Annotated in this window: 19 protein-coding genes; 14 read left to right on the plus strand and 5 right to left on the minus strand. The window is 65.4% G+C overall.

Going from position 1 to position 22,417, the window contains the following annotated elements:
* Position 1: 1 nt before the first annotated feature.
* From ACFFDA_RS01390 to ACFFDA_RS01400, 3 genes are all read right to left on the minus strand, one after another.
* Positions 2-2,371, minus strand: coding sequence for a TonB-dependent receptor (locus ACFFDA_RS01390; RefSeq protein ID WP_404477805.1), 2,370 nt, complete (start codon positions 2,369-2,371; stop codon positions 2-4).
* A 153-nt stretch (positions 2,372-2,524) separates the two neighbouring features.
* Complete coding sequence (locus ACFFDA_RS01395; protein ID WP_404477806.1) at positions 2,525-3,562, minus strand: NAD(P)-dependent alcohol dehydrogenase; 1,038 nt, start codon at positions 3,560-3,562, stop codon at positions 2,525-2,527.
* Position 3,563: 1 nt separating this feature from the next.
* The gene (locus ACFFDA_RS01400; RefSeq protein ID WP_404477807.1) at positions 3,564-5,465 is read right to left on the minus strand and encodes an alpha/beta fold hydrolase; all 1,902 of its coding nucleotides are present in this window, start codon (positions 5,463-5,465) and stop codon (positions 3,564-3,566) included.
* A 236-nt stretch (positions 5,466-5,701) separates the two neighbouring features.
* On the opposite strand from ACFFDA_RS01400, the gene ACFFDA_RS01405 reads away from it, so the two are divergent.
* The 5 genes from ACFFDA_RS01405 to ACFFDA_RS01425 all read left to right on the plus strand — a co-directional run bounded on the left by ACFFDA_RS01405 (position 5,702) and on the right by ACFFDA_RS01425 (position 10,181).
* Entirely contained in the window at positions 5,702-6,448 is a 747-nt protein-coding gene (locus ACFFDA_RS01405; RefSeq protein ID WP_404477808.1) for an IclR family transcriptional regulator, read from the plus strand.
* A 203-nt stretch (positions 6,449-6,651) separates the two neighbouring features.
* A complete protein-coding gene (locus ACFFDA_RS01410; RefSeq protein ID WP_404477809.1) occupies positions 6,652-6,918 on the plus strand; it encodes a hypothetical protein in 267 nt (88 codons plus the stop codon).
* Positions 6,915-7,331 (plus strand): thiol-disulfide oxidoreductase DCC family protein, encoded by a 417-nt coding sequence (locus ACFFDA_RS01415; protein WP_404477810.1) that lies wholly within the window; start codon positions 6,915-6,917, stop codon positions 7,329-7,331. The genes ACFFDA_RS01410 and ACFFDA_RS01415 overlap by 4 nt, the downstream gene beginning before the upstream one ends.
* 76 nt (positions 7,332-7,407) lie before the next feature.
* On the plus strand, positions 7,408-8,877 hold the full coding sequence (locus tag ACFFDA_RS01420) for a thiol-disulfide oxidoreductase (RefSeq protein WP_404477811.1): 1,470 nt from the start codon (positions 7,408-7,410) through the stop codon (positions 8,875-8,877).
* 221 nt (positions 8,878-9,098) lie between these two features.
* The gene (locus tag ACFFDA_RS01425) at positions 9,099-10,181 is read left to right on the plus strand and encodes a glycosyltransferase family 2 protein (protein ID WP_404477812.1); all 1,083 of its coding nucleotides are present in this window, start codon (positions 9,099-9,101) and stop codon (positions 10,179-10,181) included.
* A gap of 13 nt (positions 10,182-10,194) precedes the next feature.
* Here ACFFDA_RS01425 and ACFFDA_RS01430 read toward each other — a convergent pair whose 3' ends face one another.
* Positions 10,195-11,457 (minus strand): glycosyltransferase family 4 protein, encoded by a 1,263-nt coding sequence (locus tag ACFFDA_RS01430; RefSeq protein ID WP_404477813.1) that lies wholly within the window; start codon positions 11,455-11,457, stop codon positions 10,195-10,197.
* A gap of 345 nt (positions 11,458-11,802) precedes the next feature.
* Here ACFFDA_RS01430 and ACFFDA_RS01435 point away from each other — a divergent pair, with 345 nt between their 5' ends.
* The 9 genes from ACFFDA_RS01435 (at position 11,803) to ACFFDA_RS01475 (ending at position 21,385) form a co-directional block, all read left to right on the plus strand.
* Positions 11,803-13,260 carry a GMC oxidoreductase gene (locus ACFFDA_RS01435; RefSeq protein ID WP_404477814.1) on the plus strand — a complete coding sequence of 486 codons (1,458 nt, stop codon included), beginning with the start codon at positions 11,803-11,805 and terminating at the stop codon, positions 13,258-13,260.
* A complete protein-coding gene (locus ACFFDA_RS01440) occupies positions 13,257-13,694 on the plus strand; it encodes a hypothetical protein (RefSeq protein ID WP_404477815.1) in 438 nt (145 codons plus the stop codon). The genes ACFFDA_RS01435 and ACFFDA_RS01440 overlap by 4 nt, the downstream gene beginning before the upstream one ends.
* A 197-nt stretch (positions 13,695-13,891) precedes the next feature.
* Positions 13,892-14,176, plus strand: coding sequence for a hypothetical protein (locus ACFFDA_RS01445; protein WP_404477816.1), 285 nt, complete (start codon positions 13,892-13,894; stop codon positions 14,174-14,176).
* A gap of 157 nt (positions 14,177-14,333) precedes the next feature.
* Positions 14,334-15,650 (plus strand): polysaccharide pyruvyl transferase family protein, encoded by a 1,317-nt coding sequence (locus ACFFDA_RS01450; RefSeq protein WP_404477817.1) that lies wholly within the window; start codon positions 14,334-14,336, stop codon positions 15,648-15,650.
* On the plus strand, positions 15,647-16,981 hold the full coding sequence (locus ACFFDA_RS01455) for a glycosyltransferase family 4 protein (protein WP_404477818.1): 1,335 nt from the start codon (positions 15,647-15,649) through the stop codon (positions 16,979-16,981). Before ACFFDA_RS01450 ends, ACFFDA_RS01455 begins: the two co-directional genes overlap by 4 nt.
* Positions 16,982-17,851 carry a glycosyltransferase family 2 protein gene (locus ACFFDA_RS01460; protein WP_404477819.1) on the plus strand — a complete coding sequence of 290 codons (870 nt, stop codon included), beginning with the start codon at positions 16,982-16,984 and terminating at the stop codon, positions 17,849-17,851. It begins immediately after the preceding gene.
* A gap of 2 nt (positions 17,852-17,853) precedes the next feature.
* On the plus strand, positions 17,854-18,945 hold the full coding sequence (locus tag ACFFDA_RS01465) for a glycosyltransferase family 4 protein (RefSeq protein WP_404477820.1): 1,092 nt from the start codon (positions 17,854-17,856) through the stop codon (positions 18,943-18,945).
* A complete protein-coding gene (locus ACFFDA_RS01470) occupies positions 18,942-19,904 on the plus strand; it encodes a glycosyltransferase family 2 protein (RefSeq protein WP_404477821.1) in 963 nt (320 codons plus the stop codon). Before ACFFDA_RS01465 ends, ACFFDA_RS01470 begins: the two co-directional genes overlap by 4 nt.
* The gene (locus tag ACFFDA_RS01475) at positions 19,904-21,385 is read left to right on the plus strand and encodes a lipopolysaccharide biosynthesis protein (protein ID WP_404477822.1); all 1,482 of its coding nucleotides are present in this window, start codon (positions 19,904-19,906) and stop codon (positions 21,383-21,385) included. Before ACFFDA_RS01470 ends, ACFFDA_RS01475 begins: the two co-directional genes overlap by 1 nt.
* 127 nt (positions 21,386-21,512) lie before the next feature.
* Here ACFFDA_RS01475 and ACFFDA_RS01480 read toward each other — a convergent pair whose 3' ends face one another.
* The gene (locus ACFFDA_RS01480; protein WP_404477823.1) at positions 21,513-22,403 is read right to left on the minus strand and encodes a calcium-binding protein; all 891 of its coding nucleotides are present in this window, start codon (positions 22,401-22,403) and stop codon (positions 21,513-21,515) included.
* Between the last annotated feature and the right edge of the window lie 14 nt (positions 22,404-22,417).

Consider the following 22,417-nt stretch of genomic DNA (forward strand, 5'->3'; position numbering starts at 1 on the left):
TTCAGAACTTGAACGTGACGCGGCCGCCGAACTGGCGCGGACGACGCGGCGAGAACGCGATGTTCTGGTTGACCTGGTTGGTCAGCCCCGCCGCCGGATCGGACGCGCGGGTCAGGCGGGTGGGGGTATCCTCGTTCGTCAGGTTCTTGGCGTAGAGTTCGAACGTCCAGGCGTCGGCCTGGATGCCGGCCCGCAAGTTCACGACGTTTGCCGCGCCTATCCGCGCGAGATTGAGTTCGGAATCCCACATCCCGCTCATGTATGCCCAGTCACCGCGCACGAAGCCGTCGAGGTGGTCGGTGATCGGCGTGTCGTAGTCGAAGCTGAGCGAGGTCTGCCACTTCGAAACCGATTCCAGCGCGTTGCCCTTTACCGAGATGCAGGCATAGGGCGGCGTCGTGACGGAATAGTACAGGGCCGCGGCATTGGCGGAGCAGAAGTCCTTGTACTTGCCGTCGTTGTAGCTGACCGAGCCACGCAGAGCGAGCGCCTTGACCGGGAACCAGTTGACCAGCAGCTCGGCTCCGTCGACCTTGGAATTACCATCGTTGGTGGTGATCGAGTAGATGTTCACGCCGCTATAGTAGGAGCCCTGCGTCTGCTGGTTCTTCCAGTCCATGTGATAGGCGGCCGCCTCGATCGTGAGGTTCGGCAGGATGCGTCCCTTGAAGCCGATCTCGTAATTGACCAGCTCCTCTTCCTGCACTTGCCGCTGATCGACGGTGGCATAGGCCGAAGTATTGAACCGTCCGGGGTTTGTGCCAATCGAATACGTGGCATAGACATTCATGTTCGGAGCGATATCGTATTGTACGTTGACGCGCGGCAGGAACTTCTTGAACGTGCCGTGGTAAGGCTTGCCGTCGGGCGCCAGCAGTTCGACGAAGGTGGCGGAGGCCGTACCCGCCTGGTATGCGGCGATATCGAGTTGCTGGGTAGTGCTGCGCGAACGTTGCAGTACCTTCTCCCACTGGTAGCGCCCCTCGAGGCTGATCGTCACATCGGGCAGCGGATCGACGTAGGCCGCGCCGAAGATCGAATAGTCTTCGGTCGTCGTCCTGCTCCCGCCGCCCGGAATGACCCGGTCGTTCGCGGAGGAACCCGGAGCGATGACGTAAGTGACCGAATCCGGGCCCGCGAGAGTGCGGTTCGCGAGATGGAGATAGTACGCACCCGCGGCGAGCCGGATCGGTTTGTCGGTCGGCGTCGCAACGCGCAGTTCGAGGGATTCGTCCTTGACGGTCGATGCCGACTTGCTGACGTAGACGTAGCCAAGGCCCGTCGGCTGCCGGTTGCGAAGATAGATATTGCCCTGGCTATCGGTCTTCTCGTCGTTCTGGGCGCCGGTCAGCGTCACGTTGTACCCGCTGTCGGACTGCCATTCCAGCTGCAGGTACGTCCGCCAGGCATCGATCCGCGTGCCGACGTTGTTGAGGTAGTTGTGGGCGACATCGTAGTCGCCGGCACCGGGGCGGAATGTCGGGACCGAGCCCATGGGGTAATAGGCATACGTGCCGGTGGCGAGGCCGGTGATCGGGTTGACCTTGGCGATGGCGCCGTTTCGGTCGGCCGGATCGATGAACAGCGCGGAGCCTTCGGAATCGTCGATGCTGTGATAGCTGACGAGGCCGCGTATGGTCAGGTTGTCGGTCGGCGTGTAGGTCAGCTTGCCCAGCAGTCCATTGCTGGACTGTGCCCCCATGCGGATGCCGTCGCTGTTCTTCCAGGCATCGGGCGCATCGTATTCGTAGAAATAGCCAGACAGGAAGCCATAGAGCTTGTCGTCGACTATCGGCCCGGAAAGCCAGCCGTCCATGCGCTTTTCGCCGTAGGAGGCCAGTTCGGCCGACATGCTGCCCATGGTCTCGTTCGATCCCGAGCGCGTCACGTAGTTGACCGCGCCGGCGAACGTGCTGCGTCCGAAGATGGTGCTCTGCGGCCCCTTCAACACTTCGACGCGCTCCAGACCCGCAAGTGAAAGTCCCGTGAAGTTTCCGGCGATGTAGACACCGTCGAGGAAGACCGAAGCCTTGCTGGTGCCGGTAGTGGAAACGCCGAGGCCCCGCATCGTCAGCTTGTTGCCGTTGCGGTTTCCGGTATCGCCGTAGCTGAGGCTCGGCACGGTATTCATGAGATCGAACAGGTCCTTCACGCCGAACTTCTCGACGGATTCGGACGTGACTGCCGTGACGTTCACGGGAACGTCCAGGAGCCGTTCGTTCGTCTTGCGCGCCGTGACGAGGATTTCCCCCGGCAGCGCGGCTGCGTCGGCCCCGTCGGCGGGGGTTCCGGTGTTCTGCTCGGACTGCGCCCATGCCGCAGTTGGCACCATCGCCGTCCCGGCCAGGGCAGTCACACCCAGAAGCCACATACGATGAGCGTTCGTTCGCCGTGAAGTATTCATGGAAAACCCCCTGTTAAATAGATCGATTCTTTCGATCTCCCTCACGACGAAAGCTATGTGGCAGCAGGGTGCCCAGCAATTGGAAACGCATTCTTGCGCTGGTAAATCAGAATGGGGTTTTTACGCCGAGCCCGGCGTGTCGAGCCCTGGCATTTCGATGCATATTTTCCCGACGTGCCCGGCCTCGGCAAGCGTCGCGTAGGCCCGCGGTGCATCGCCGAAAGCGAAGCTGGCACCGATCGCGGGCCTCATCCCGCTCGCCACATAGGCATCCAGTAAAATGCGCAGCATCTCGGCGCTGCCGCTGGCGATGCCCCGGATCGTGACGTTGCGGGCGATGAGACCGTCGAGCCGCGGCGGCTCCGTTCCTCCAAGAGCCCCGATCAGGCCGATACGACCGTTCACCGCGCAGGCGGCGATCGAGCGCTGCAAGGTTGCCGTGCCCACGGTCTCGACGACGATGTCGGCGCCGCCCCCGGTAGCCTCGCGCACGGCCTCGCTCCAGTCCGGGGCGCGGCTGGTGTCGATGGCGATGTCCGCCTCGACTCCTGCGAGCGCGGCGGCGGCGATCTTGCCGGCGCTCGACGACAGCAGCACCGAGCGTGCACCAGCCATTCTCGCGATCTGGATGGCGATCATCGAGACCCCGCCGGTGCCGATGGTCAGCACCGTCTCGCCAGGGCGCACCTTGCCAAAGGCATGGATCACCGACCATGCCGTGACGCCGGCGGCGGGGATGGCGGCAGCGGACAGGTCGTCGATCGCATCCGGTACGCGGACGAGAGCGGCGGCCGGCAGCACGATATATTCGGAAAGCCAGCCGTCGCGCGTCGATCCCAGGTCCTCCTCGAAGACGTCCCCGCGAAAGCCACCCGCGAGCCAGCGGACGAAATGGACCGAACTGACGCGATCGCCAACGGACAGGCCGCCGACGTCGTCGCCCCATCGCACCACTTCGCCCATGCCATCGCCCAGCGGCACGCGCGTCGCTGGTTTTGGGCCGTGATAGCGTCCCGAGACGATCATCAGATCGCGATGGTTGAGCGCCGCCGCCCTCACCCGGATCAGCACTTCACCCCGGCCGGGCTCGGGCAAGGGACGTTCGACGCATTCGAGCGAGGCGATGCCGGCGCCCGCGCCGATCTGCCATGTCTTCATGTCAGCCGACCGTCTCCGGAGTGCCGGCTTCCCTGGCGCGGTGCGGGCTGTCGACAGGCGTGACGGGTACGATCCGGGGCAGGTCCGATGGCGGCGTCACGGCCTGATGACCATCCGCGGAAACGATCTTGCGGTCGATCGCCCATTGCAGCATGTCGGCCGTGGCTTTCGTCTCCTGTCCCGTCAGCGCATGTCCCGCGCCTTCGTAGACACGGCCGCTCACCGCCTTGCCCGAGCCGTCGAGCCGCGCGAAACCGGCACCGTCGAGCGCTGTGTCCTGCCCGGCACCCAGCAACAGCACCGGAACGCCCAGCTTTCCGACCAGCTTGCTGAGCACCGGGGCGTCCGGGCCCCAGTTGTCGAGGAACGCCTTGGGCGTCATGACCAGCGTATCGCCGCCGATGTCGGTCGGCACCGATGCCGGTACGTGCTTGAGATAGACGAAATCGCGATAGTCGTCGCTGCCGTTCGCGGCGCGCGCCTTGGCAAGCGCCGCGTCGTAGGCGGCGGCCCCCACCGCGTTGCGCAGGAAGCTGGCGGAATCCGGAGCAGGCGCGGCCATGACCACGCCCGATACGCGCTTGTCCCCGGTCGCGGTCAGGTATTGCGCGATGCGCGTGGCGCCATAGCCGTGGCCGACCAGCACGACCTTGTCGTAGCCATGCTTGCCGAGATAATCGATCCAGGCGCCGATGTCCTTGCTCGACCCGGCATAAGTGCCCGCCAGCATGCCCCGCGAGCCGCGGTTGGTCTGCATCCCGATCGAGAAGTAGCCGGCCTGCGCCGCACCCTCGGCCAGCCAGTTGCAGGGACCGGAGAAGGCCGACCCGGTGAAGTCATGGACAGTGAGGAACGCGGTGCCCGGCTTCGCACCCGCTTCCGAAACGTAGCGCAGCGCCCGCGTACCCGGCTCCACGTCGGTGATCGTGATCACCTCGGTGCGCACCCGTGGCTTCACACCCAGGCCGACGCCCGCCAGCCACGCGGTGACATCCTCGATGACCTGGGGCTGGACCGGAGGATTGGAATTGAAAGAGTGGTCGACCTCGCCGGGATAATAGAGCACGTCGACCTTCGGGCTGCCGGTGGCGGCGGCCTTTAGCCGTTCCAGCCGCGCATGCGTGCTGTAGCCGTCCTTCTCGCCGGCGAGCAGGAGCATCGGCACCTTGATCTGCGGAAACAAGGCGATGTTGACGGCACCATATCCCGCTCCCCACATGTTGATCCAGCGATCGGGCGTGCTCATGAAGGCGACCTTGGTGCCGGGCGCCATCGGCGCAGGCGCGGTGAAGGCCGGGCCGAAGATCTCGTCGGTGGCGTTGCGCGCGATCATTTCGGCCGCAGAGTCATTCTGCTTGCGGAATTCCTCCTCGCCCATGCCGCGGCGCGTGAACGGCCCGGTGTCCTCGGTCGGCGCGAAGTGGATCATCGCGGTGATGCGAGGGTCCTTGGTGTCGATCATGTAGCGCGTGGTGGTGATGCTGCCGAAGCTGGAGCCGGTCAGGATGATCTGCCGGAAACCCATATTAGCCAGGTAGTCGACAGCGGACTTCACGTCCTTGGCATAGTCCCTGAAATCGCTATCGAACAACTGCTCGCCATGGCGCACCATCGGGGCGATGACGGTATAGCCCTTCGCCGCCATCCCTGCCGCGATCCAGGGGCCGCTGCCTTCGAGCGGCGACGCGCCGGGCCCGCCCTGGCAGTGGATGATCGCCGGAGCGTTGAGGTTCATGCCGCCAACGGGGAACGTGATGAGCGTCGGCACGACCCGGCCGTCCGGCGCCGTCAACGAGATCACCTCCTGGCGATAGTTGCGATCCGCGGCATGGGACGACACCGCCACGCCGAGCGAGAGCACCGCGACTGCCGAGAGCAGGAACGTTTTCGTACGATTGCGCATGACTGCACCTCCCTTTTCTTGCTCGCAGGCTGTCAAAAGGTGGCAGGACTGGCAAAGAAAAACATGTTCATATGCGCAGGAAACACATATCCGTCTTTAGCCGATCAGATTGTCGACCACGGCCCGTCCCTTGGGTAGTGGGAAGCGGCCCGGCCATATTCCGCACTTGCCAATCGTCACGCGGATATGCGATTAATTTTCCTACGTATATAATTTAGAGCGGGAGCATCGAAGCGATGAGCGGGGAAGAGGTCGTAAAGTCCGTAGGCCGTGTATTCGAGGTACTCGAACTTTTTGGCAATGCCCGCGAGCCATTGAGCGCCACCGATGTCGAGCGACAACTCAACTATCCCCAGTCCAGTACACTCGCCCTAATGAAGAGCCTCGTGAAGCTTGGCTATTTCTCGTTCGACAGGATCGAGCGGACCTACTTTCCCACCATGCGTGTCGCACATCTGGGCGAGTGGCTGGAGACCTCGATGTACGGCAACGGCCAGTTGCCCGCACTGATCGACGAGATCAGCGAGCTGACCGGGGAGACGGTCTCGATCTCCTGCCAGAACGACCTGGAGATGCAGTTCGTGCAGATCCGCGCGGGCACCCGGCCGCTGATGGTCAACATCCAGCCCGGCAGCTTCGCGCCGCTGTTCAATTCGGCGATCGGCTGGACCGCCCTCTCCGTCCGGCCAGACACCGACATCGCCAAGCTCGTCGCGCGCTACAACCGGCGGTCGCGTTCGGCCGAAAGGGCGCCGGCCGCGCTCCCCGAACTGATGAAGGAAGTCTCAGCGGTCCGGGAACGAGGATATGGCCTGGGCTACGACACGTACGTACCCAGCGTCGGCGCGATAACCTGGGCAATCCCGGGCGGCAGCAGCGTGCGCCCGCTCGTGCTGTCGGTTGCCGGACCAACCGAGAGCATCCGGGCGGAAGCGGACGACATCGTCCGCCACGTCCGGTCCGCGTTCAAGGCCTACCTCTAAAGGCTGGCACCCGGCAGCCTGGGGATGGGCGCACACCCCGCAGCAAAGGGGCCGTTTCGCTCGCGCCCGTTACCCCACCGCCGGGATCAAATTCCCCTGCGCCGTCCAATTAGAGCGAGGACTTTCGATTCGGGCGTATCGCCTGCCCATCTTCCTATCCCTTCGTGTTAGCCATTCATGTCCGATTGCCGATGCGACGCGGAATGCATATCAATGCCTCGTCAAACCATGATTTTCTGTCAGTCGCCCTCGTTCACAAGGGGTTTGCGTCCATGCCTGACGAAATGCCGGCAGCCCGGCTGCCGCTGGCAAAGCGAACGGTCGTGTTCGCCAGCGCCTTCCTGACGATCGTCGGTGTGTTCGACGCACTCGCGAACGTTCCGGTCGTATCCGGTTGCGCCTTCTATGCCGACTGCAGGAACGAGGAATTCCGGCAGCCACCGGGCAAGATGGGCCGGGATATCCCTTGACGACGGCCGGTCTCCAGACGGAGCACGGCGAAGGCGCCCTGGTCGTTTACGACGGCGAATGCATATTCTGCCAGAACTACGTCCAGATGCTGCGCCTGCAGGAAAGTGTGGGCCCTGTCGAACTGGTGGACGCCCGCAGTGACGACGCCCGGGTCCGGGAACTCACCGCCCGGGGCTACGACATGGATGAAGGCATGGTGTTCGCATACCAGAACCGGGTCTACCACGGATCGGACGCGGTCAATGCACTGGCGCTCCTGACGTCCCCTTCCACGTTCTTCAATCGTGCCAACGCTTTGGTTCTCTCGCGGCCGACGATCGCGCGCCTGGTATATCCCTGGCTCAAACTCGGCCGGCGATTGACGCTGCGGCTACGTGGCAGGAGCCTTATCGGCAAGCCTCCCCATCGCTGAGGAGATTGTCGAGAGCGCGCGTCCTGGAGGCACGGCCCCGGGGGTTCGATCCGGCGAAGTCATGAGGGGGTTTTCCATGCCTGCCACGAATACAATTCCCCTTTTCCGGCCGCTGCCTTGGGGCAATACCACGCGCACGTCCGAAATCCCGGCCTATGACGGGCTGACGGCCTTCGCTCCGTTCTGGGGAATGGCCGCCCTGTTCAGCATCGCGGGCGATCCGCAGGGGCTGACGGGGCACCAGGGGCTCGTGTACCTGTTGGCCGCCTGGCTGGTCGTGGCGACGAGCGCCGTCACCCTTCTGTTTCCCAGGAAGACGTGGGCACTGATCGCCCTGGCGGCGGTAACGGTCCTCCTCTACGCGATCCGCCTGCCGGTCGCCTCCAACAACAAGACCATCACCGTCGTCTTCGATCTGTCCCTGATCCTGTGCGCGGGCGTGCTCCATGCGCGAAAGTCGCTGAGCCGGTCGAACCTGTACGAATCCTTGCGGATGCCCGCCCGGCTTCTTCTCGCGATCATGTATTTCTATGGCATCTTCCACAAGATCAACACGGACTTCCTTGATCCGACGGTGAGTTGTGCGGTGGGGCTCTACAAGCCTCTCGCCGCCCCGTTCGGTCTCGAGGACAATATTTTCGGTCGATACCTGGCGATATATTCGACGTTCTTGGTCGAAGCGATCGCCATCGTCGCGCTGTTCTGGCGGCGCTGGTTCGCCGTCGGCCTCGTGAGCGCGCTGGTATTTCACTACATCATTCCGATCTCCGCCTATAGCTGGTACATGGACTTCTCCAGCCTGGTCTTCGCGTTATACATGCTGAGCATGCCGCGCGAAGTCAGCGCCAGGATCTACGAGATCACGTACCGCCACGGGGTGGAGCCCCTGCGCTCGCTGTTCGGGCGTATCGGCATCCTGGCGCCGATGGCCCTGCTCCTGCTGCTCGCCACGCTGGTCGTGCTCCTGCTCGGGCTGGCCTACCCCGGCCGGCCGGCGCTGATGCTGCTGCACTCGATCTTCATCCTGACCTGGGCGGTCATCGGCGGCGTTGCGATGACCGTGATGACTTATGCGGCCATGCAGCACCTACCCTACAAGGGCCCGGCGGGGCCGCGGTCCGCGAGGTGGACCTGGATCATTCCCGGGCTGTTCTTCCTGACCTGCCTGTCTCCCTACGTCGGGCTGAAGACCGAAAGCTCGATCAACATGTTCAGCAACCTTCACACCGAGGGGGGCACGACCAACCACCTGCTGTTCGAGCGCCCGCCCTATCTGTTCGACTACCAGGACGAAGTGGTGCGGGTCGTCGCTTCATCGAGCCCCTCGCTCACGAAGACCGCCGAGGCGGGGCGCCTGAACGTCCTGTTCTCCATCGAGGAATTCCTGCGGCGGCATCCGGATCAATGGGTCAGCTACGTGCACAAGGGCCGCCTCGTCGAGCGCGCGACCGCAGCCGACGCACCGGCCGCGCACCCGTTCTGGGAGCGCAAATTCCTCATCTTCAAGCAGGTCGATCACCGCCGCCCGAAAGTTTGCACGCATTGAGGCGCAGAATCATCAGTGTCCCCGACCGGGTCATTCAAAACAACTCCGTAATATACAGCCCTGAGGAATACCCCTTTTACCCGATCCCCACTGCGATTCTGGTGCAAAACGGCGTCGATACACCTGGCGGAAAAACACCCTCCCGATACCGCTATGGACGATTTACACGACCTATGGTGTAAGTAGATTTCCTATAAAGACAATTCATTGCAGGGATCGGCATGCCCATACTCTCGATCTGTATTCCGACCTACAATCGCTCGTCTTGCCTTGCCGAACTTCTGGACAGCATCATCGCGCAGAACGTGCCGGAGATAGAGGTGATCGTCAGCGATGACGGTTCGTCGGACGATACCGGAGAGGTGGCCCAGGGCTACGGCCGACGCATCGCGAACTTCACCTACCTGCGCCAGCCGATCAACATCGGAGTCGACCGCAATGTGGCCGCGGTGACTGCCGCGGCGACGGGGGACTATCTCTGGCTGGTTGGCGACGACGACCGCCTGGAACGGGGCGGCGTGCGCCGGGTGATGGATGCGCTCGAACGCTGGCCCGGCGTCGCGGCGCTCACGGTCGGGGTGATCGACTACGACGTGACGATGCGCCAGATCACCGGGGTCCGCGGCATGCCGGAGACGCAATGCCTTACCGGCGCCGGCGTCGTGTTCAGCCGCGTCGGCGAACTCCTCGGCTACATTTCCGCCACGATCGTCAATCGCCGCAAGTGGGAAACGGCCGCCGCCGAGCCCAATGCGCGTTCGATGAAGAACCTCTATTCGCCGGTCTACATCGCCGGGCGCGCCGTCGGCACCGATGGGACGTGGGGAATCGTCAAGGAGCCTTGCGTCGGCTTCCGGTCGGGCAACGACCAGCTGAAAAGAAGGGTCGGCTGGCTGGAGCGGCTCAAGATCGACGTTCGCGCCTATGACGAGATTGCCGACCTGCTCTTCGCCAGCGATCCCTCGGCGCGGCGCGCCATGGCCACCCGTGTCTTCAATACGCACGTCGTAGCCCGCATACTCAACGCCAAGACCGAAGGCGAAGGCGGCAGGGACAAGATAGCCGCCGCGGCGTACCTGATCGGCCGCTATCCCGGCGTACCGCGCCTGTGGACTCTCGCGTTGCCGATGCTCTTCGCACCGTGCGGCGCCGTGCGCACGACGCGGCGCATCTACCAGCGAATGGTCAACAGCTCCGGCAAGAGCAGGGCTCGGCAACTGGTGTTCGACCGGGATCGCATGGACAAGCAGTCCTGCGACAGGGCGATGATCCCGACTGCACGTCCTGGCAACTCGCAGGCCTGATCGGCAGGCCGGTTCAGCCCAGCGCGTCGGCCAGCTTCACGGGCGCAAGGCAGGGCGGGTCGACCGGATCGGACGCACCCTGCTCGGGCATGACAGGGCATTCCCCGAAAATCGCCTTGCAGACGATCACGGCTTGCGCATGCCAGCTGTGCCTGGCGGCCATCGCGCGCGCGGCAACGACCGCATCGCTGCGCGCACGGGGATCGGAAAGGACCCGCCGGACCGCACCGACGATCGAATCGAGCGACCACGGGTTGCAGTAGGTCACGCTCTGGCCGCACCGCTCCCACATCGACGGGATGTTGGACACGACGACCGGGCAACCGAAGTATGCGGCCTCGACCGGCGGCAAGGGACACGCTTCGTAGAGCGAAGGAAACAGCAGCACCCGTGCGTCGCGATAAATCTGCGCCAGAAGTTCGCCGCTGTTGACCTGCCCCAGGAAATGAATGCGGTGCGCGACGTCGCGCGGCACAGAACACCCTGGTTTTCGCAGGATGCCCCCGGTGGAGCCGACGAAAACGAAATCCAGGTCATCCTCGCGCGCCAGGCGGATCGCCGCCGCCAGCGTCCGCTCGAAGTTCTTCCGGTGCGAAAGCGACCCCACATAGAGCGCATAGCCCGGCGACAGTGCGGGCTGCACGCCGATCGTCGGATCGGCCCGCGCGCTCCAGCCCCCGTTGGGCGCGACCGTGATGCGGCCGGCGACACCGGGAGCAAGCTGAACGAGACGGTCCCGCTCGGTTTCAGATACGGTCAGTATCGCCCGTGCCTTGCGCAAGAGCAATGGCAGCATCCAGCGGTGGGCCATCCGGTATCGCAACGTGTAGGCGCGCGGATGGTCGAGAAACGACACGTCATGGATCATGACTACGACCTGTCGATCACGATCTGACAATGTTCGGGCCGGGGCGCTGTTACCGAGACAAAGCAAAGTATTGTCACCGAGGTATCGGGGCAGCTCGAACTGCTCCCACAGCACGCCACGATACTTGCCGACCGTCTCGATTTTGATGCGCTTGACCGAAAGCTTCTGGACCCAGGGGCCGGGCGGGACTAGCAGCGTCACGTCGGCGATCAGTTCGCCCCGCTCCAGCATGTCGTCGATCTCGGACGTGAGTTCACAGGCAACACGCTGCACGCCGGTCGCCTGCTGCACGAGAAACCGGCCATTGATGAGCAGCTTGGACCGGCCCGGCGCGAGGGCCGCCAGCGCCCGCGCGCCAAAGGGCGCGGGCGGATGGATCGGTGACTGTTCATGCAACGCGTAAGCCATCGTTGCTGCTTCTTTGCTGTGTAGTTATCCATCGCCGATCTGGCCGCGGCATCCAACTGCACCAAAGGGATTACTCCTTTTGCGTGCCGGTCCGCCAGACGCCGGCGGCCTCTGGCCTGGCCATCCCTTTCGGAATGGCGGGCAAAGCCTACGCTTTGGAATTACTCATTATTTGCGGATTGCCGGCATCGGGCGAAAGTCGAAACTATGGTCGTCAGGGTGAGCATTCTGCTGCGCCCGTTCCCGCGTCTCGAAAGCCTACGTCATGCCTGGAACAAGTGCGAGCCGCCTCTCCTCGAAGTCCTTCCGTTGAGCCCCGCGAACGGCAAGGGACGACCATAGGGCATGGCAATGCTTTCGACGCAGATACCGCCGGAGCGCGCAGACAAGCAGCACTTCGACACCATCGTCATCGGCTCGGGGTTCGGTTCGGGCTTCTTCCTGCACGAAGCCTTGAAGCACCGCCGGTCAGGCAAGGTCCTCGTACTCGAATGGGGTCAGATCCGCAGCCATGCGGAGCAAGTCGAGGCGGGCGCCCAGTCCGCGATTTCGCCCGGATCGACTTATACCAACGCCAGCCCGCGGCCCTGGAACTTCACGATCGGCTTCGGCGGCGGGACGAATTGCTGGTTCGCCCAGACGCCGCGCTTCCATCCCACCGATTTCCGCCTCAAGTCCTTGTATGGCGTCGGTCGCGACTGGCCGTTCGCATATGCCGACATCGAGCCTTTCTACTGCGAGGCCGAAGACATCATGGCCATCTCGGGCGAAGACGAGATGGGCCGGATCCTGCCACGCTCGCGCCCGTTTCCGCAACCGCCGCACATTCCCTCGACACCCGATGCCCGCCTCAAGCGGGCCCGCCCCGACCTGCACTTCATCATGCCCACCGCAAGGGCGCGCGTATCCACGCCGACCCGCCCCCCATGCTGCGCGAACTTTCGCTGCTCGCTATGCCCGGTCGATGCGAAGTTCACCGCGAACAACGGGTTGATGGATGTTTTCCAGCATGCGTCCGTCTCCGTCTGCGCCGGGGCGCAGGTCACGCGGCTGGACGTGGAAGGGGGGGCCGTGCGCAGCGTACACTTCCAGGTCGGCACGCGCGAATACACTGCAAGCGGCGACCTCTTCGTGTTGGGGGCGAACGCGATACATTCGCCGGCCATTCTCCTGCGTTCCGGGATCACGCAAGGACCTGTCGGCCTCGGCTTGCACGAAGCCTACGGGATCGAAGTCGAGGCCCTGCTCGGCGGTGTCGACAACTTCGACGGCAGTACGATCACAACCGGTCTCGACTACGGCGCCTACGATGGCGATTTCCGGCGCAGTTCGGGCGCCGCGCTCCTATACTTCGAAAACCGCTGGAAGTTCGGCTTCCGCACCGAACCGGGAAAATGGCGCCAGACGCTGCCGATCGTCATCGTCGTCGAAGACCTTCCGCGCGACAGCGACCGGGTCGTCCTCGATGCGGACGGCCGTGCCCGGGTATCGGGCGCCGAACCAAGCCGTTATGCCGTCGCCGGTGCCGAGCGGGCCTTCGATCAACTACCGGAGATCCTTGCGGCCCTTCCCGTAGAAGGCATCGAGCAACGCTTGGTCAGGCCCACCGAAAGCCATCTGCAGGGCAGCTTGCGGATGGGCACCGCCCCCGGTGACTCGGTGATCGACGCCATGCAGGTGCATCACCAGCACCGCAATCTGGTGATCGTCGGCTCGGCCGCGTTTCCGACGTGCTCGGCCGCCAATCCCAGCCTGACGGTGGCCGCGATGTCGCTGCGGGCCGCACGGAGTCTTATGGCATGAGCAAGGTCGATCGTCGCACTGTCCTTGCCGGACTTGGCATCGCGGGCCTCGCGAGCAGCGGCGCCCTTGCCGCGGCGGCGCATTCGGGCGGACAGGAGGATGCGCTGCGGCGCATCCTGCATCGACTGGTCGGCCCCTTCTCGATGAAGGACGCCGACTTTTCCAACTTCGTCGCCGATTTCACCGGCGGACGCCGGATACTCGGATCGGCGGAGGCCGACGGGCTGCGGCTTCTGGAAGTTGTCGACCCGGCCCGGGCGCTGGTGCGGCTGCATCCCGGCCTGGCAGCGCGGATGGAAAAGTTCGATCGTGAACTGCTGACGGAATTCGCGCTGGCCACCGGCCTTGCCGGATCGCCCGGCTCCCGCGATCTGGAATACGGCGGGCTATTCCGGGACAATCCCTGCACCAACCCCTTCGCGCAGCGGGCGTGAACCGGCGCTATCTCCAAAGGAGTAGAGCGCGCGCCTGCCGGACCCGAAATGGTAGGCTCATCTTAGCATTCGCCAGTCCGGCCCGAAGTCCGGATAATCGCGGCCGTTACCGTCATGCGGCGCCCGTCCTCCATGTACAAGCACATGGAGGAAAACGACGTAAACCTTCGGAAAGCCAGCAGAAAACGAGTCGCACCATGCCCAAGGCACTTCGTACCGGCACTCAGGAGGAAGCAGATCCGCTGGACTGTCTTTCCAGGTTTCACAACGACATAGACTATCGTGAATTCGCGCCCGTCTCGCGCCAGTTGCTGGCAAGCTACGCCCGCGTGGCCGAACTCGGCATGCCTGCCAGTACCGTGGCGGGTGCGATGCTGGGAGCGACGCTGAACTTCTACGAACTGTTCGGAATGACCCAGGAACTGCCCACGCTGCTGCGCGCCATGGCCGACATGCTGGAATTCAGGCGCCCGGTATCATGACAGGAGCGACCGCGCCCGGAGTGCCTACCCATTCCGGAGCCCCCCTTTAGAGCGTCTTCGCTGCCGATGCGTAATTGCCTACGCTCGGTCTGCGGCGGTGCAGCAACGTCCTGCCGCAACACAGCCGCCGATCTCGGGCAACTGTAAGGATGGTCCATTGGAAGCCTCGCATCAGTTGGCGTTGCGGAACCCGCGTGAAGTGCTGTGGCGTACCCACGAAGGCGACCGGCGCCCCGATGCCAATACTTCCCCGCCGTCACAGGCAACGGCCGCCCATCGAACCGCCATCTTCAACGTCAAGTACAGTCCGAACCTGGGCGACGGGATAATCGCCGAGTGCCTGGAAGGTGAATTGCGCAGGGCCGATCCTTGCCTCGATCCGGTGTCGCTGGATCTTGCCGGGCGCACGCGCTTCAGTCCGGCCCACGGACGTCATCGCACGGCCCTGCTTTCGCTGCTCGAATGGTTGCCGCCAGCCCTGCGCGCGCGCGCCATCCCGGCTTTCCTGGTCCCGCTCGTTCGCTTCCGGCTCGCTCCGCGCTGGTATCGCTGCCTGCGCGATTGCGACAGCGTGATCGTCGGAGGGGGGGCCCTGTTCCAGGATGTCGACCAGAACTTTCCGATCAAGATCGCCCAGGCCCTCAGGCTCGCCAACCGGCGCCGGCTTCCCGTCGCGATCGCCAGCGTGGGCGTCTCGCGACACTGGACGCCCGCCGGGCGCAAGCGCCTCGCATCGGGCCTTCTCGCAGCCCGCCTCGTCAGCCTGTCGGTCCGCGACAGCGACTCCGGGTCGGCGTGGCGCTCGGTGCTGGGGCCCCTCGGCGTCGGACCTGCGCGGTTCGCGCCCGATCCCGGACTGCTGAGCGCCAGGCAGTACGGTTCCGGGCCGGCCCCGGCGCCCGGACACCCGCACATGGCCCTGTGCGTGACGGCCCCCATCGCATTGCGGCTGCATCATGAAGAGGGTCACGTCGAAAGCCATCTTGAGGCGTGGATGCGGGCAGTGGCGAGGCAACTGGCTTCGCGCGGCCACGACGTGACGCTGTTCACCAACGGAAGCCCGGAGGACAGGTTGTTCCGCGATCGCCTGCGCGCGCGCCTCGGAGAGGAACCTTGCGTCCACTTCGCCCCCGACTTCGCCAGGCCCGGCGACCTCGCCCGCTTCCTTTCGGGCTTCGGATGCGTGCTCGCCCACCGCCTCCATGCCTGCATCGTCGCATACTCCTACGGCGTGCCGACGGTCGGGTTCGCCTGGGACCGCAAGCTGGAGAGCTTCTTCGAGCAGACCGGCCGCAGCCGTTTCGTGGTCGATCCACGCGAAACCAGTCCGATGGACCTCGCCGACCTCGCCGTGGCAGCCATGGCGGAAGGTATCGATGCCGAGGTGCACGCCCAACTGATCGAGGCCGCGACGAGCGCCATTCGCACGCTTGCGGGCGAACTCACGGCCCGAACCGCGACCGGCGTGCCATGATCGACCGGATCGTCGTCATCAACGATCTCGCCGAGCCCAAGGGCGGCGCCTCCCAACTCGCGCTGGAATCGGCCGTCGAGTTCGCCCGGCGCGGTCATGCCGTCACGCTTCTGTGCGGATCGGGCGGCAGCGAGGGGCTGGAGGCCACCGGCATCGAGGTCGTGGCGCTCGGCCAGGGGCGCCTGCTGGACACCAACCCGGCGCGATCGCTGCTGCGCGGCCTCTACAACCGGCAAGCGGCCGTGATGGTGGCGCGGTGGGTGTCGGAGCACGATACGCCGCGCACGGTCTATCACGTCCACGGGTGGTCCCAGATCCTCTCGCCTTCGCTGTTCGGCGCCTTGCTTCCCGTCCGTGGGCGCCTGCTCGTGCATGCGCACGACTTCTTCTTCACTTGCCCGAACGGCGCGATGTTCGACTTCGGCAAGAGCGCCCCCTGCCCCGCGAAGCCGATGAGCCTGCAGTGCGTCACCACTGCATGCGATCGGCGAGGGCGGACCTCTAAGGTGTGGCGCGTGGCCCGCCAGGCCATCCAGGACCGCCTGCTGGCCGACTACCGCCCGCCGCTCCTGCTGATCCACGGGGGCATGGCCGGCTACTTCGCGAGGTCCGGGCTGACCCAGGCCGACATGGTCGTTTTGCCCAACCCGGTCGTGCCGTTCACCGGGGAGCGCATCCTCGCCGAACGCAACCGGGACGTGCTCTTCGTCGGCCGGATCGAGGCGACAAAGGGCATCGACCTCGCCGCCGAGGCTTGCCGGCGCGCTGGCGTACGGCTCGTCGCCGTAGGCACGGGCGACCTGCTCGAAGACCTCAGGGCGCGTTATCCCGAAATGGCGTGGGTCGGCAGGCGCAGCCACGACCAGATCGCACAGTTCGCGCGTCAGGCCCGCGTGGCGGTCATGCCGAGCCGGCACATCGAGCCATTCGGTCTCGCCGCCGTGGAAGCCTTGTGGAGCGGCCTGCCGGTCATTTCCTCGGCCGACGCTCTGATCGCGCCGGACATCGAGGCGGCCGAGGCGGGACTGTGCGTCGACCCGCGCAACCTCGGTGCCTTCGCAGTCGCGCTGGCGAGCATCTTCGCCGACGATCGCCGCACCCGGGTCATGAGCGAGAACGCGAAGCGGCGGACCGGCGGCCTGGCGCTGTTTCCCGACCAGTGGATCGATGCCCTGCTCGAAGCCTACGCCGGCTATCTCGACTGGGGCCGGGCCGGGCTGATCGCGGCGGCACGAACCTGGCGGTCGAGGCCCGATGCGGACCGGATCGCCCCGCTCCCCGTCGCCGGGCCGGCCGCGAGCGTCGACCTCAAAATCCTTGGCGGAGTGTGAATGATGCGGATGCATGTGATCTTCGCCACGGTCGGTCGGGCAGCCCTGCTCGCCCGCACCGTCGATCGCATGGCGGACCAGAGCCGCGCGCCGGACGGCATCGTCGTGTCCGCTACCAGCACCGGCGATGTCGCGGGCCTCGACGCGGCCCGTCCGCAGGTCGAACTGCTGCTGGGCGACAAGGGACTGTGCCGGCAACGCAACCGGGCCCTTCGCCATCTCGCCGGGAAGACCGACGTGGTGGTTTTCTTCGACGACGACTTCGTACCCCACAACGACTTTCTGGCGATGATCGAGGAGATATTCCAGCGGGACCCGGATGTCGTCGGGGCCACCGGGGATCTCCTGGCCGACGGCATCCACGGCGAGGAGATACCCTTCGAGATGGCGACGCACCGTCTCGACAGCCACGTCCTGCCACGCGCCGCGCCCCTGCGTCCGCGCGAGGCGCTCTACGGTTGCAACATGGCGATACGCATGTCCGCATCGCAGGGCCTGTGGTTCGACGAGGCGCTGCCGCTCTACGGCTGGCAGGAGGACATCGACTTCACCTATCAACTGGCGCGCTGCGGAAAGCTGGTTTCCGGGGACAGCCTGACGGGCATCCACCTGGGCACCCGAAGCGCGCGGTCGCCCGGCAAGCGGCTCGGCTATTCGCAAGTGGCGAACATCGTGCACCTTTGGCGAAAGGGGACGATGCAGCCGAACCTGGGCCAGCGTCTGCTGCTCCAGAACATCGCCTCAAACGCCGCGCGCAGCTTCTTTCCGGAACCGCACATCGATCGCCGCGGCCGCCTGCTGGGCAACCTGCTGGCGATCGGCGACCTGCTGATCGGCAGGATCGACCCGCGCCGCGTGGAGACGATGTGACGATGGTGCGGCCCATCTACTTCAACGGCAAGTTCTACAGCGGGGGATTGAACGGCGTACACCGCGTCGCCGACCGCCTGATCCGCGAATGCGATCGCATGCTTGCGCTCATTCCGCCCGAGCGGCGGCCCAAGGCCTATCTGATGACGTCCGAGAAGGCGACCTGGGCCCCGCAGCTCGAGGCGATCGAGCGACGCGACTACGCCCGCACCAACCAGCTCTGGGAACAGGTCGTACTGCCCTTCGCCGCACGCGACGGCACCCTGGTGAACCTGGCGAACCTGGCGCCGATCGCCCATCGCAACAAGATCACGATGATCCACGACGTGCAGTTCCTGTTCGCCGACTGCGGCTATCCGGCACGCCAGCGCCTTGGCTATCGGTGGCTCACGCCCCTCCTGGGCCGCTCGAGCAAGGCGACGCTGACCGTCTCGGAGTTCTCCCGGCGGATGCTCCAGCAGTTCTCGATCGCCAGTGCCGGCCGCACCATCGTGATCGCCAACGGTGCGGACCACATCCTCGACGCACGCGAGGATCATGGACTGCGCGAGAAGCTCGATCTGGAACCGTTGAGCTACGTGGTCATGTTCGGCAGCGTTAAGGCCTACAAGAACAACGCGACGCCGTTCAGCGCCTTTGCCTCCGGCGCGACCGGGCCGACCCGCCTCGTCATCGTCGGAGCACGGCGCGAGGACCTGGTCGCCGCGGGCCTCGCACCGCCGCCGGGGACGATCTTTGCCGGGCGGCCGAGCGACGATGAATTGAGAGGCCTGCTCGCCGGTGCGCTCGCCATCCTGTTCTCGTCGCGCACCGAAGGGTTCGGCCTGCCCCCGCTGGAGGCGATGCTGTGCGGCTGCCCGGTCATCGCCAGCCCTGCCGGCGCCATCCCGGAGGCCTGCGGAGACGCCGTCCTCTATGCCGGCACGGAGCGGGCTTCTGAATGGAGCGAGGCCATCAACCTGCTGCGCACCGACCCGCAGTTGCGGGCCGGCAAGATCGCCCAGGGCCGTGCCCGCGCCGCCCGCTTCACTTGGAGCGAGGCCGGGGCGCGGCTCATGAACGTCATTCAGCAGGTTGCGGGAGAAGCCAAATGACTGAGCTGGCATCGGGACAGTTCCCCATCGAACGCCCACGCCCTCATCTGCGTCCGGTGCCGGGACCGCCGCCCCGGATCGACGTGGTGATCCCCACGTACAACCGCCGCGACCTGTTGCCGGCCGCCATCGCCAGCATCAGGGCCCAGACCCTGCCCGTTGCCCAAATCTTCGTGGTCGACGACGGCTCCACCGACGGCACGATCGAATGGGTGCGCGCGATGGCGGAGCGCGATGACGGCATCGTCCTGCTCGAAATGCAGCACGGCGGCGCCAACAGGGCCCGCAACGCCGGCATCGCGCGAGCGCAATCGGAATGGCTTGCGTTCCTGGATTCCGACGATTCATGGGAACCCGACAAGCTCGAACGGCAGTTCGCCCTGCTCGAGGAGCGCCCCAATCTTGTCGGACTGTTCTGCGGTTTCCGGCTGGTGGGAGGCAATGCCGAACTCATCCACCGCCCACGCGACAACCCCTCGCTGCTAGACTTGCGCTGCGCCAATGCGCTGGGCAGCACCTCCGGGGCGGTCGTCCGCCTCGACATCCTGCGCAGGGTGGGCGGCTTCGATCCGGCACTGCCGAGCTGCCAGGACTGGGACCTGTGGTTCCGCCTGCGCCGGGCCGGCCCGATGGGAGTGGTGCGCCTTCCGCTTGTCCGCTTCAACTGCGGGCCACATGAGCGTATCACCACCAACATGCAGAAGGTCTTGTCCGGACATCGCGCCATCTTCGCCCACCTGCTGGCCGACGTCAGCCGCGCCAGCGAACGCACCGTCATCCGGGCCCAGCACAAGCTGGTCGAGGCGGACATCAAGCGGCGCTTCGGCGACTATCGCTCCGCGCTCCTGCTGATCGCCCGATCCTTCGTGCAATCGCCCAGCAAGCGCGCCCTGGCGGTGGCCTGGCGGATGGGCCGGGGGGCGTGGCGCGACCGTACGCGCGGCGTCGCGAGAGGATAATGACGAAAGCCAGCGTAGCCAGGGGCGCCATGGCGCTCGGCATCACCCGCATCGCAACCAACCTTGCAAACCTGATCGCGCTGGTGGTGCTTGCGCGATTGCTCACCCCGCAGGACTTCGGCCTCGTCGCGATCTGCACCACGGTCCTGGGCATCCTCACCACGATCACCGAACTCTCGCTCGGCTCGGCCCTGATCCAGCGCGCCGAGGTTTCGCGCGACCATATCGACACCGCCTGGACCCTGTCGTTCCTGCGCGCGCTGGTCATAGCCGTCGGCTTCGCGCTGACCGCCCTGCCGCTGTCCTGGCTCTACGGTGACGCGCGCCTGGCGCCGCTGTTCGTGGTCACCGGAGCGACCGGGGCGCTGGGCAGCCTCAGCAGCCCGTTCATCGCAATGCGCACCCGGACCATGAGCTTCCGCCCGATGATCGCGATGCAGGTCGTCCAGAAGCTGTCAGGCCTGGGCATCTCCATCGCCCTGGCCCTGTGGCTCCAGAACTACTGGGCGATCATCGTCGGCACGGCGATCGGCACGGCCCTGTCCACCGTGATGAGCTACATCATCATTCCGTACCTGCCGCACTTCACGCTCGCGCGCTCGCGCGACCTGCTCGGGTTTTCGAGCTGGCTGTTCCTCGGCCAGGTCGTCAACGTGCTGAACTGGCGTTTCGACCAGCTCATCATCGGCCTGTTCCTGCCTCCGTCGCATCTTGGCGCCTATTCGATGGCGGACAACATTTCCGCGATTCCCAGCAGGGAGACGACGACGCCGCTCGTCCAGGCACTGTTTCCCAGTTTCGCCAGGATGCAAGGGGACAAGGCGAGGCTGCGCGCGGCGTACCTGACTGCCGAGGGAACGGTGGGGCTGATCGCCCTGCCCGTCGGCTTCGGCCTGATGCTTCTCGCCGAGCCGCTGGTACAGGTCACACTGGGGGCCAAGTGGATGATGGCGGTCCCCCTCATCAAGGTGATCTCGTGCTCCTACGCGGTCCAGACGCTGGTAACCGGATCGCGCCCGCTGGCGATGGCCCAGGGCGCGACGCGGGCGCTGTTCCTGCGGGACGTCGGCGGGCTTGCGCTGCGCGTGCCCTTCGTGATCGTGGGACTGATGGGCTGGGGCATCACGGGGCTGGTCTGGGGGCGGCTGCTCAGTTCGGTGATCGGCCTGTTCATCACTGCGGGCCTCGTGCGGACGATCATCGGTCTGCCGATCTCAGAGCAGGTCTGGGCCCATCGCCGCACCGTCGTCGCGGTCGCCGTTATGACCGTGCTCGTGCCGCTGGCCGATCACGAACTGCTGCGCTTCGGCGCCGGGCCGGTGCTGCGCATCGGCCTGCTTGCCCCGCTCGGCGCCGTGTCGTTCTTCGGATCGCTTCATGTCCTGTGGCGGGCAAGCGGTCGATGCGCGGGGGCCGAGTCCGAATTGCTCGGCCTTGCGCGAGCGGCGCTCTCGAAGCGGGGCGTGCTTTCGAAAGTGTGAGGTCGCCCCGGCCGAACCTTCACGACGGCCGACCAAAAGCCCGTCACCTCCGTGAAGGCGGGGACCCCGCGTGTTCTTCCTGCCGCAGTGCAGAAAAGCGAGGTCCGGTGTGACCGCCCGGACGGCTTCACTTCGCCGCCGCCAGCACCGACCGAATCGCCGCCACTGCCGGCCGCGGGGTCAGGTCGTTGTTGAACAGGCCGAAATTGGTGATTTCGGTGGTGCCCTTCCAGCAGAACAGTTCATAGATGCTGATGGCCAGGATCGGCGGCCGGGCCAGCGCCGCCTTGATGTCGGACGAAAGCAGCGTTGCCTGCTGGGCGAGCGACACCGGCGGCGACGTGGCATTACTGGCCCCGCCGCCGGTCGTGCGGCCCCATTCGGTGATGACGCCGTAGGAGTGCTTGCCCTCGGCGATCTTCTTCTGGAAACCGTTGAGCCTGCCCGCGATATCGGACGTGGGTGTCGGGTAGATATGCGAATTGCCGTAGTTCGAATAGGCCGCCTGCTCCGCCTGCATGAAGTCGTTGCTTGCGATCAGCGGAATTCCCTTCAGCACCGGATCGGCTCGCAGGGCCTTGTGGAAGTCCTTGATGAACGCCATGAGCGCCGGCGCCTTGCCGGTGCGGAAGCCCATGCGCACGTCCTTCACGCCCTTGTACGTGACCGGGTTGAGGTCGGGCTCGTTGGGATATTCGATGGCCCAGATCGATCCCGGCACGAGCGCCACGAAGGCCCGCATGTCCGTCAGGGTCTTGGAGATGTCGCGGACCGACAGGGTGAAGCAGAACTTGACGCCGGCCCGGGCCAGACCGACGTATGTCGCCCAGCCCGCCGTGTAGTTGTAAGGCTCGCGGCAGCGCATCTTGCGTACGCCTCCCAGCTTGTCGAGCGCGGGGAGGATATTGTTCAGGCGGTACACCGAGCCGGTATCCTGCGGCCGTCCCTGCACCATGAGCCGGTCGACGGCGGAGGTGGCGGCATGGGCGAACGTGGGGACCAGCGGCGCGGCCATCATTGCCCCAACCATCT

It is taken from the genome of Novosphingobium sp. BL-52-GroH, assembly GCF_044813085.1.
GTDB lineage: Bacteria > Pseudomonadota > Alphaproteobacteria > Sphingomonadales > Sphingomonadaceae > Novosphingobium.

Bases quoted from the DNA above. Each gene is read 5' to 3' on its own strand.
- ACFFDA_RS01410 (WP_404477809.1), top strand. From the start codon at position 6,652: ATGCATATCAATGCCTCGTCAAACCATGATTTTCTGTCAGTCGCCCTC.
- ACFFDA_RS01430 (WP_404477813.1), bottom strand. From the start codon at position 11,457: ATGGCTTACGCGTTGCATGAACAGTCACCGATCCATCCGCCCGCGCCC.
- ACFFDA_RS01425 (WP_404477812.1), top strand. From the start codon at position 9,099: ATGCCCATACTCTCGATCTGTATTCCGACCTACAATCGCTCGTCTTGC.
- ACFFDA_RS01470 (WP_404477821.1), top strand. From the start codon at position 18,942: ATGACTGAGCTGGCATCGGGACAGTTCCCCATCGAACGCCCACGCCCT.
- ACFFDA_RS01475 (WP_404477822.1), top strand. From the start codon at position 19,904: ATGACGAAAGCCAGCGTAGCCAGGGGCGCCATGGCGCTCGGCATCACC.
- ACFFDA_RS01435 (WP_404477814.1), top strand. From the start codon at position 11,803: ATGGCAATGCTTTCGACGCAGATACCGCCGGAGCGCGCAGACAAGCAG.
- ACFFDA_RS01455 (WP_404477818.1), top strand. From the start codon at position 15,647: ATGATCGACCGGATCGTCGTCATCAACGATCTCGCCGAGCCCAAGGGC.
- ACFFDA_RS01465 (WP_404477820.1), top strand. From the start codon at position 17,854: ATGGTGCGGCCCATCTACTTCAACGGCAAGTTCTACAGCGGGGGATTG.
- ACFFDA_RS01390 (WP_404477805.1), bottom strand. From the start codon at position 2,371: ATGTGGCTTCTGGGTGTGACTGCCCTGGCCGGGACGGCGATGGTGCCA.
- ACFFDA_RS01460 (WP_404477819.1), top strand. From the start codon at position 16,982: ATGATGCGGATGCATGTGATCTTCGCCACGGTCGGTCGGGCAGCCCTG.
- ACFFDA_RS01480 (WP_404477823.1), bottom strand. From the start codon at position 22,403: ATGATGGCCGCGCCGCTGGTCCCCACGTTCGCCCATGCCGCCACCTCC.
- ACFFDA_RS01400 (WP_404477807.1), bottom strand. From the start codon at position 5,465: ATGCGCAATCGTACGAAAACGTTCCTGCTCTCGGCAGTCGCGGTGCTC.
- ACFFDA_RS01420 (WP_404477811.1), top strand. From the start codon at position 7,408: ATGCCTGCCACGAATACAATTCCCCTTTTCCGGCCGCTGCCTTGGGGC.
- ACFFDA_RS01440 (WP_404477815.1), top strand. From the start codon at position 13,257: ATGAGCAAGGTCGATCGTCGCACTGTCCTTGCCGGACTTGGCATCGCG.
- ACFFDA_RS01445 (WP_404477816.1), top strand. From the start codon at position 13,892: ATGCCCAAGGCACTTCGTACCGGCACTCAGGAGGAAGCAGATCCGCTG.
- ACFFDA_RS01395 (WP_404477806.1), bottom strand. From the start codon at position 3,562: ATGAAGACATGGCAGATCGGCGCGGGCGCCGGCATCGCCTCGCTCGAA.
- ACFFDA_RS01405 (WP_404477808.1), top strand. From the start codon at position 5,702: ATGAGCGGGGAAGAGGTCGTAAAGTCCGTAGGCCGTGTATTCGAGGTA.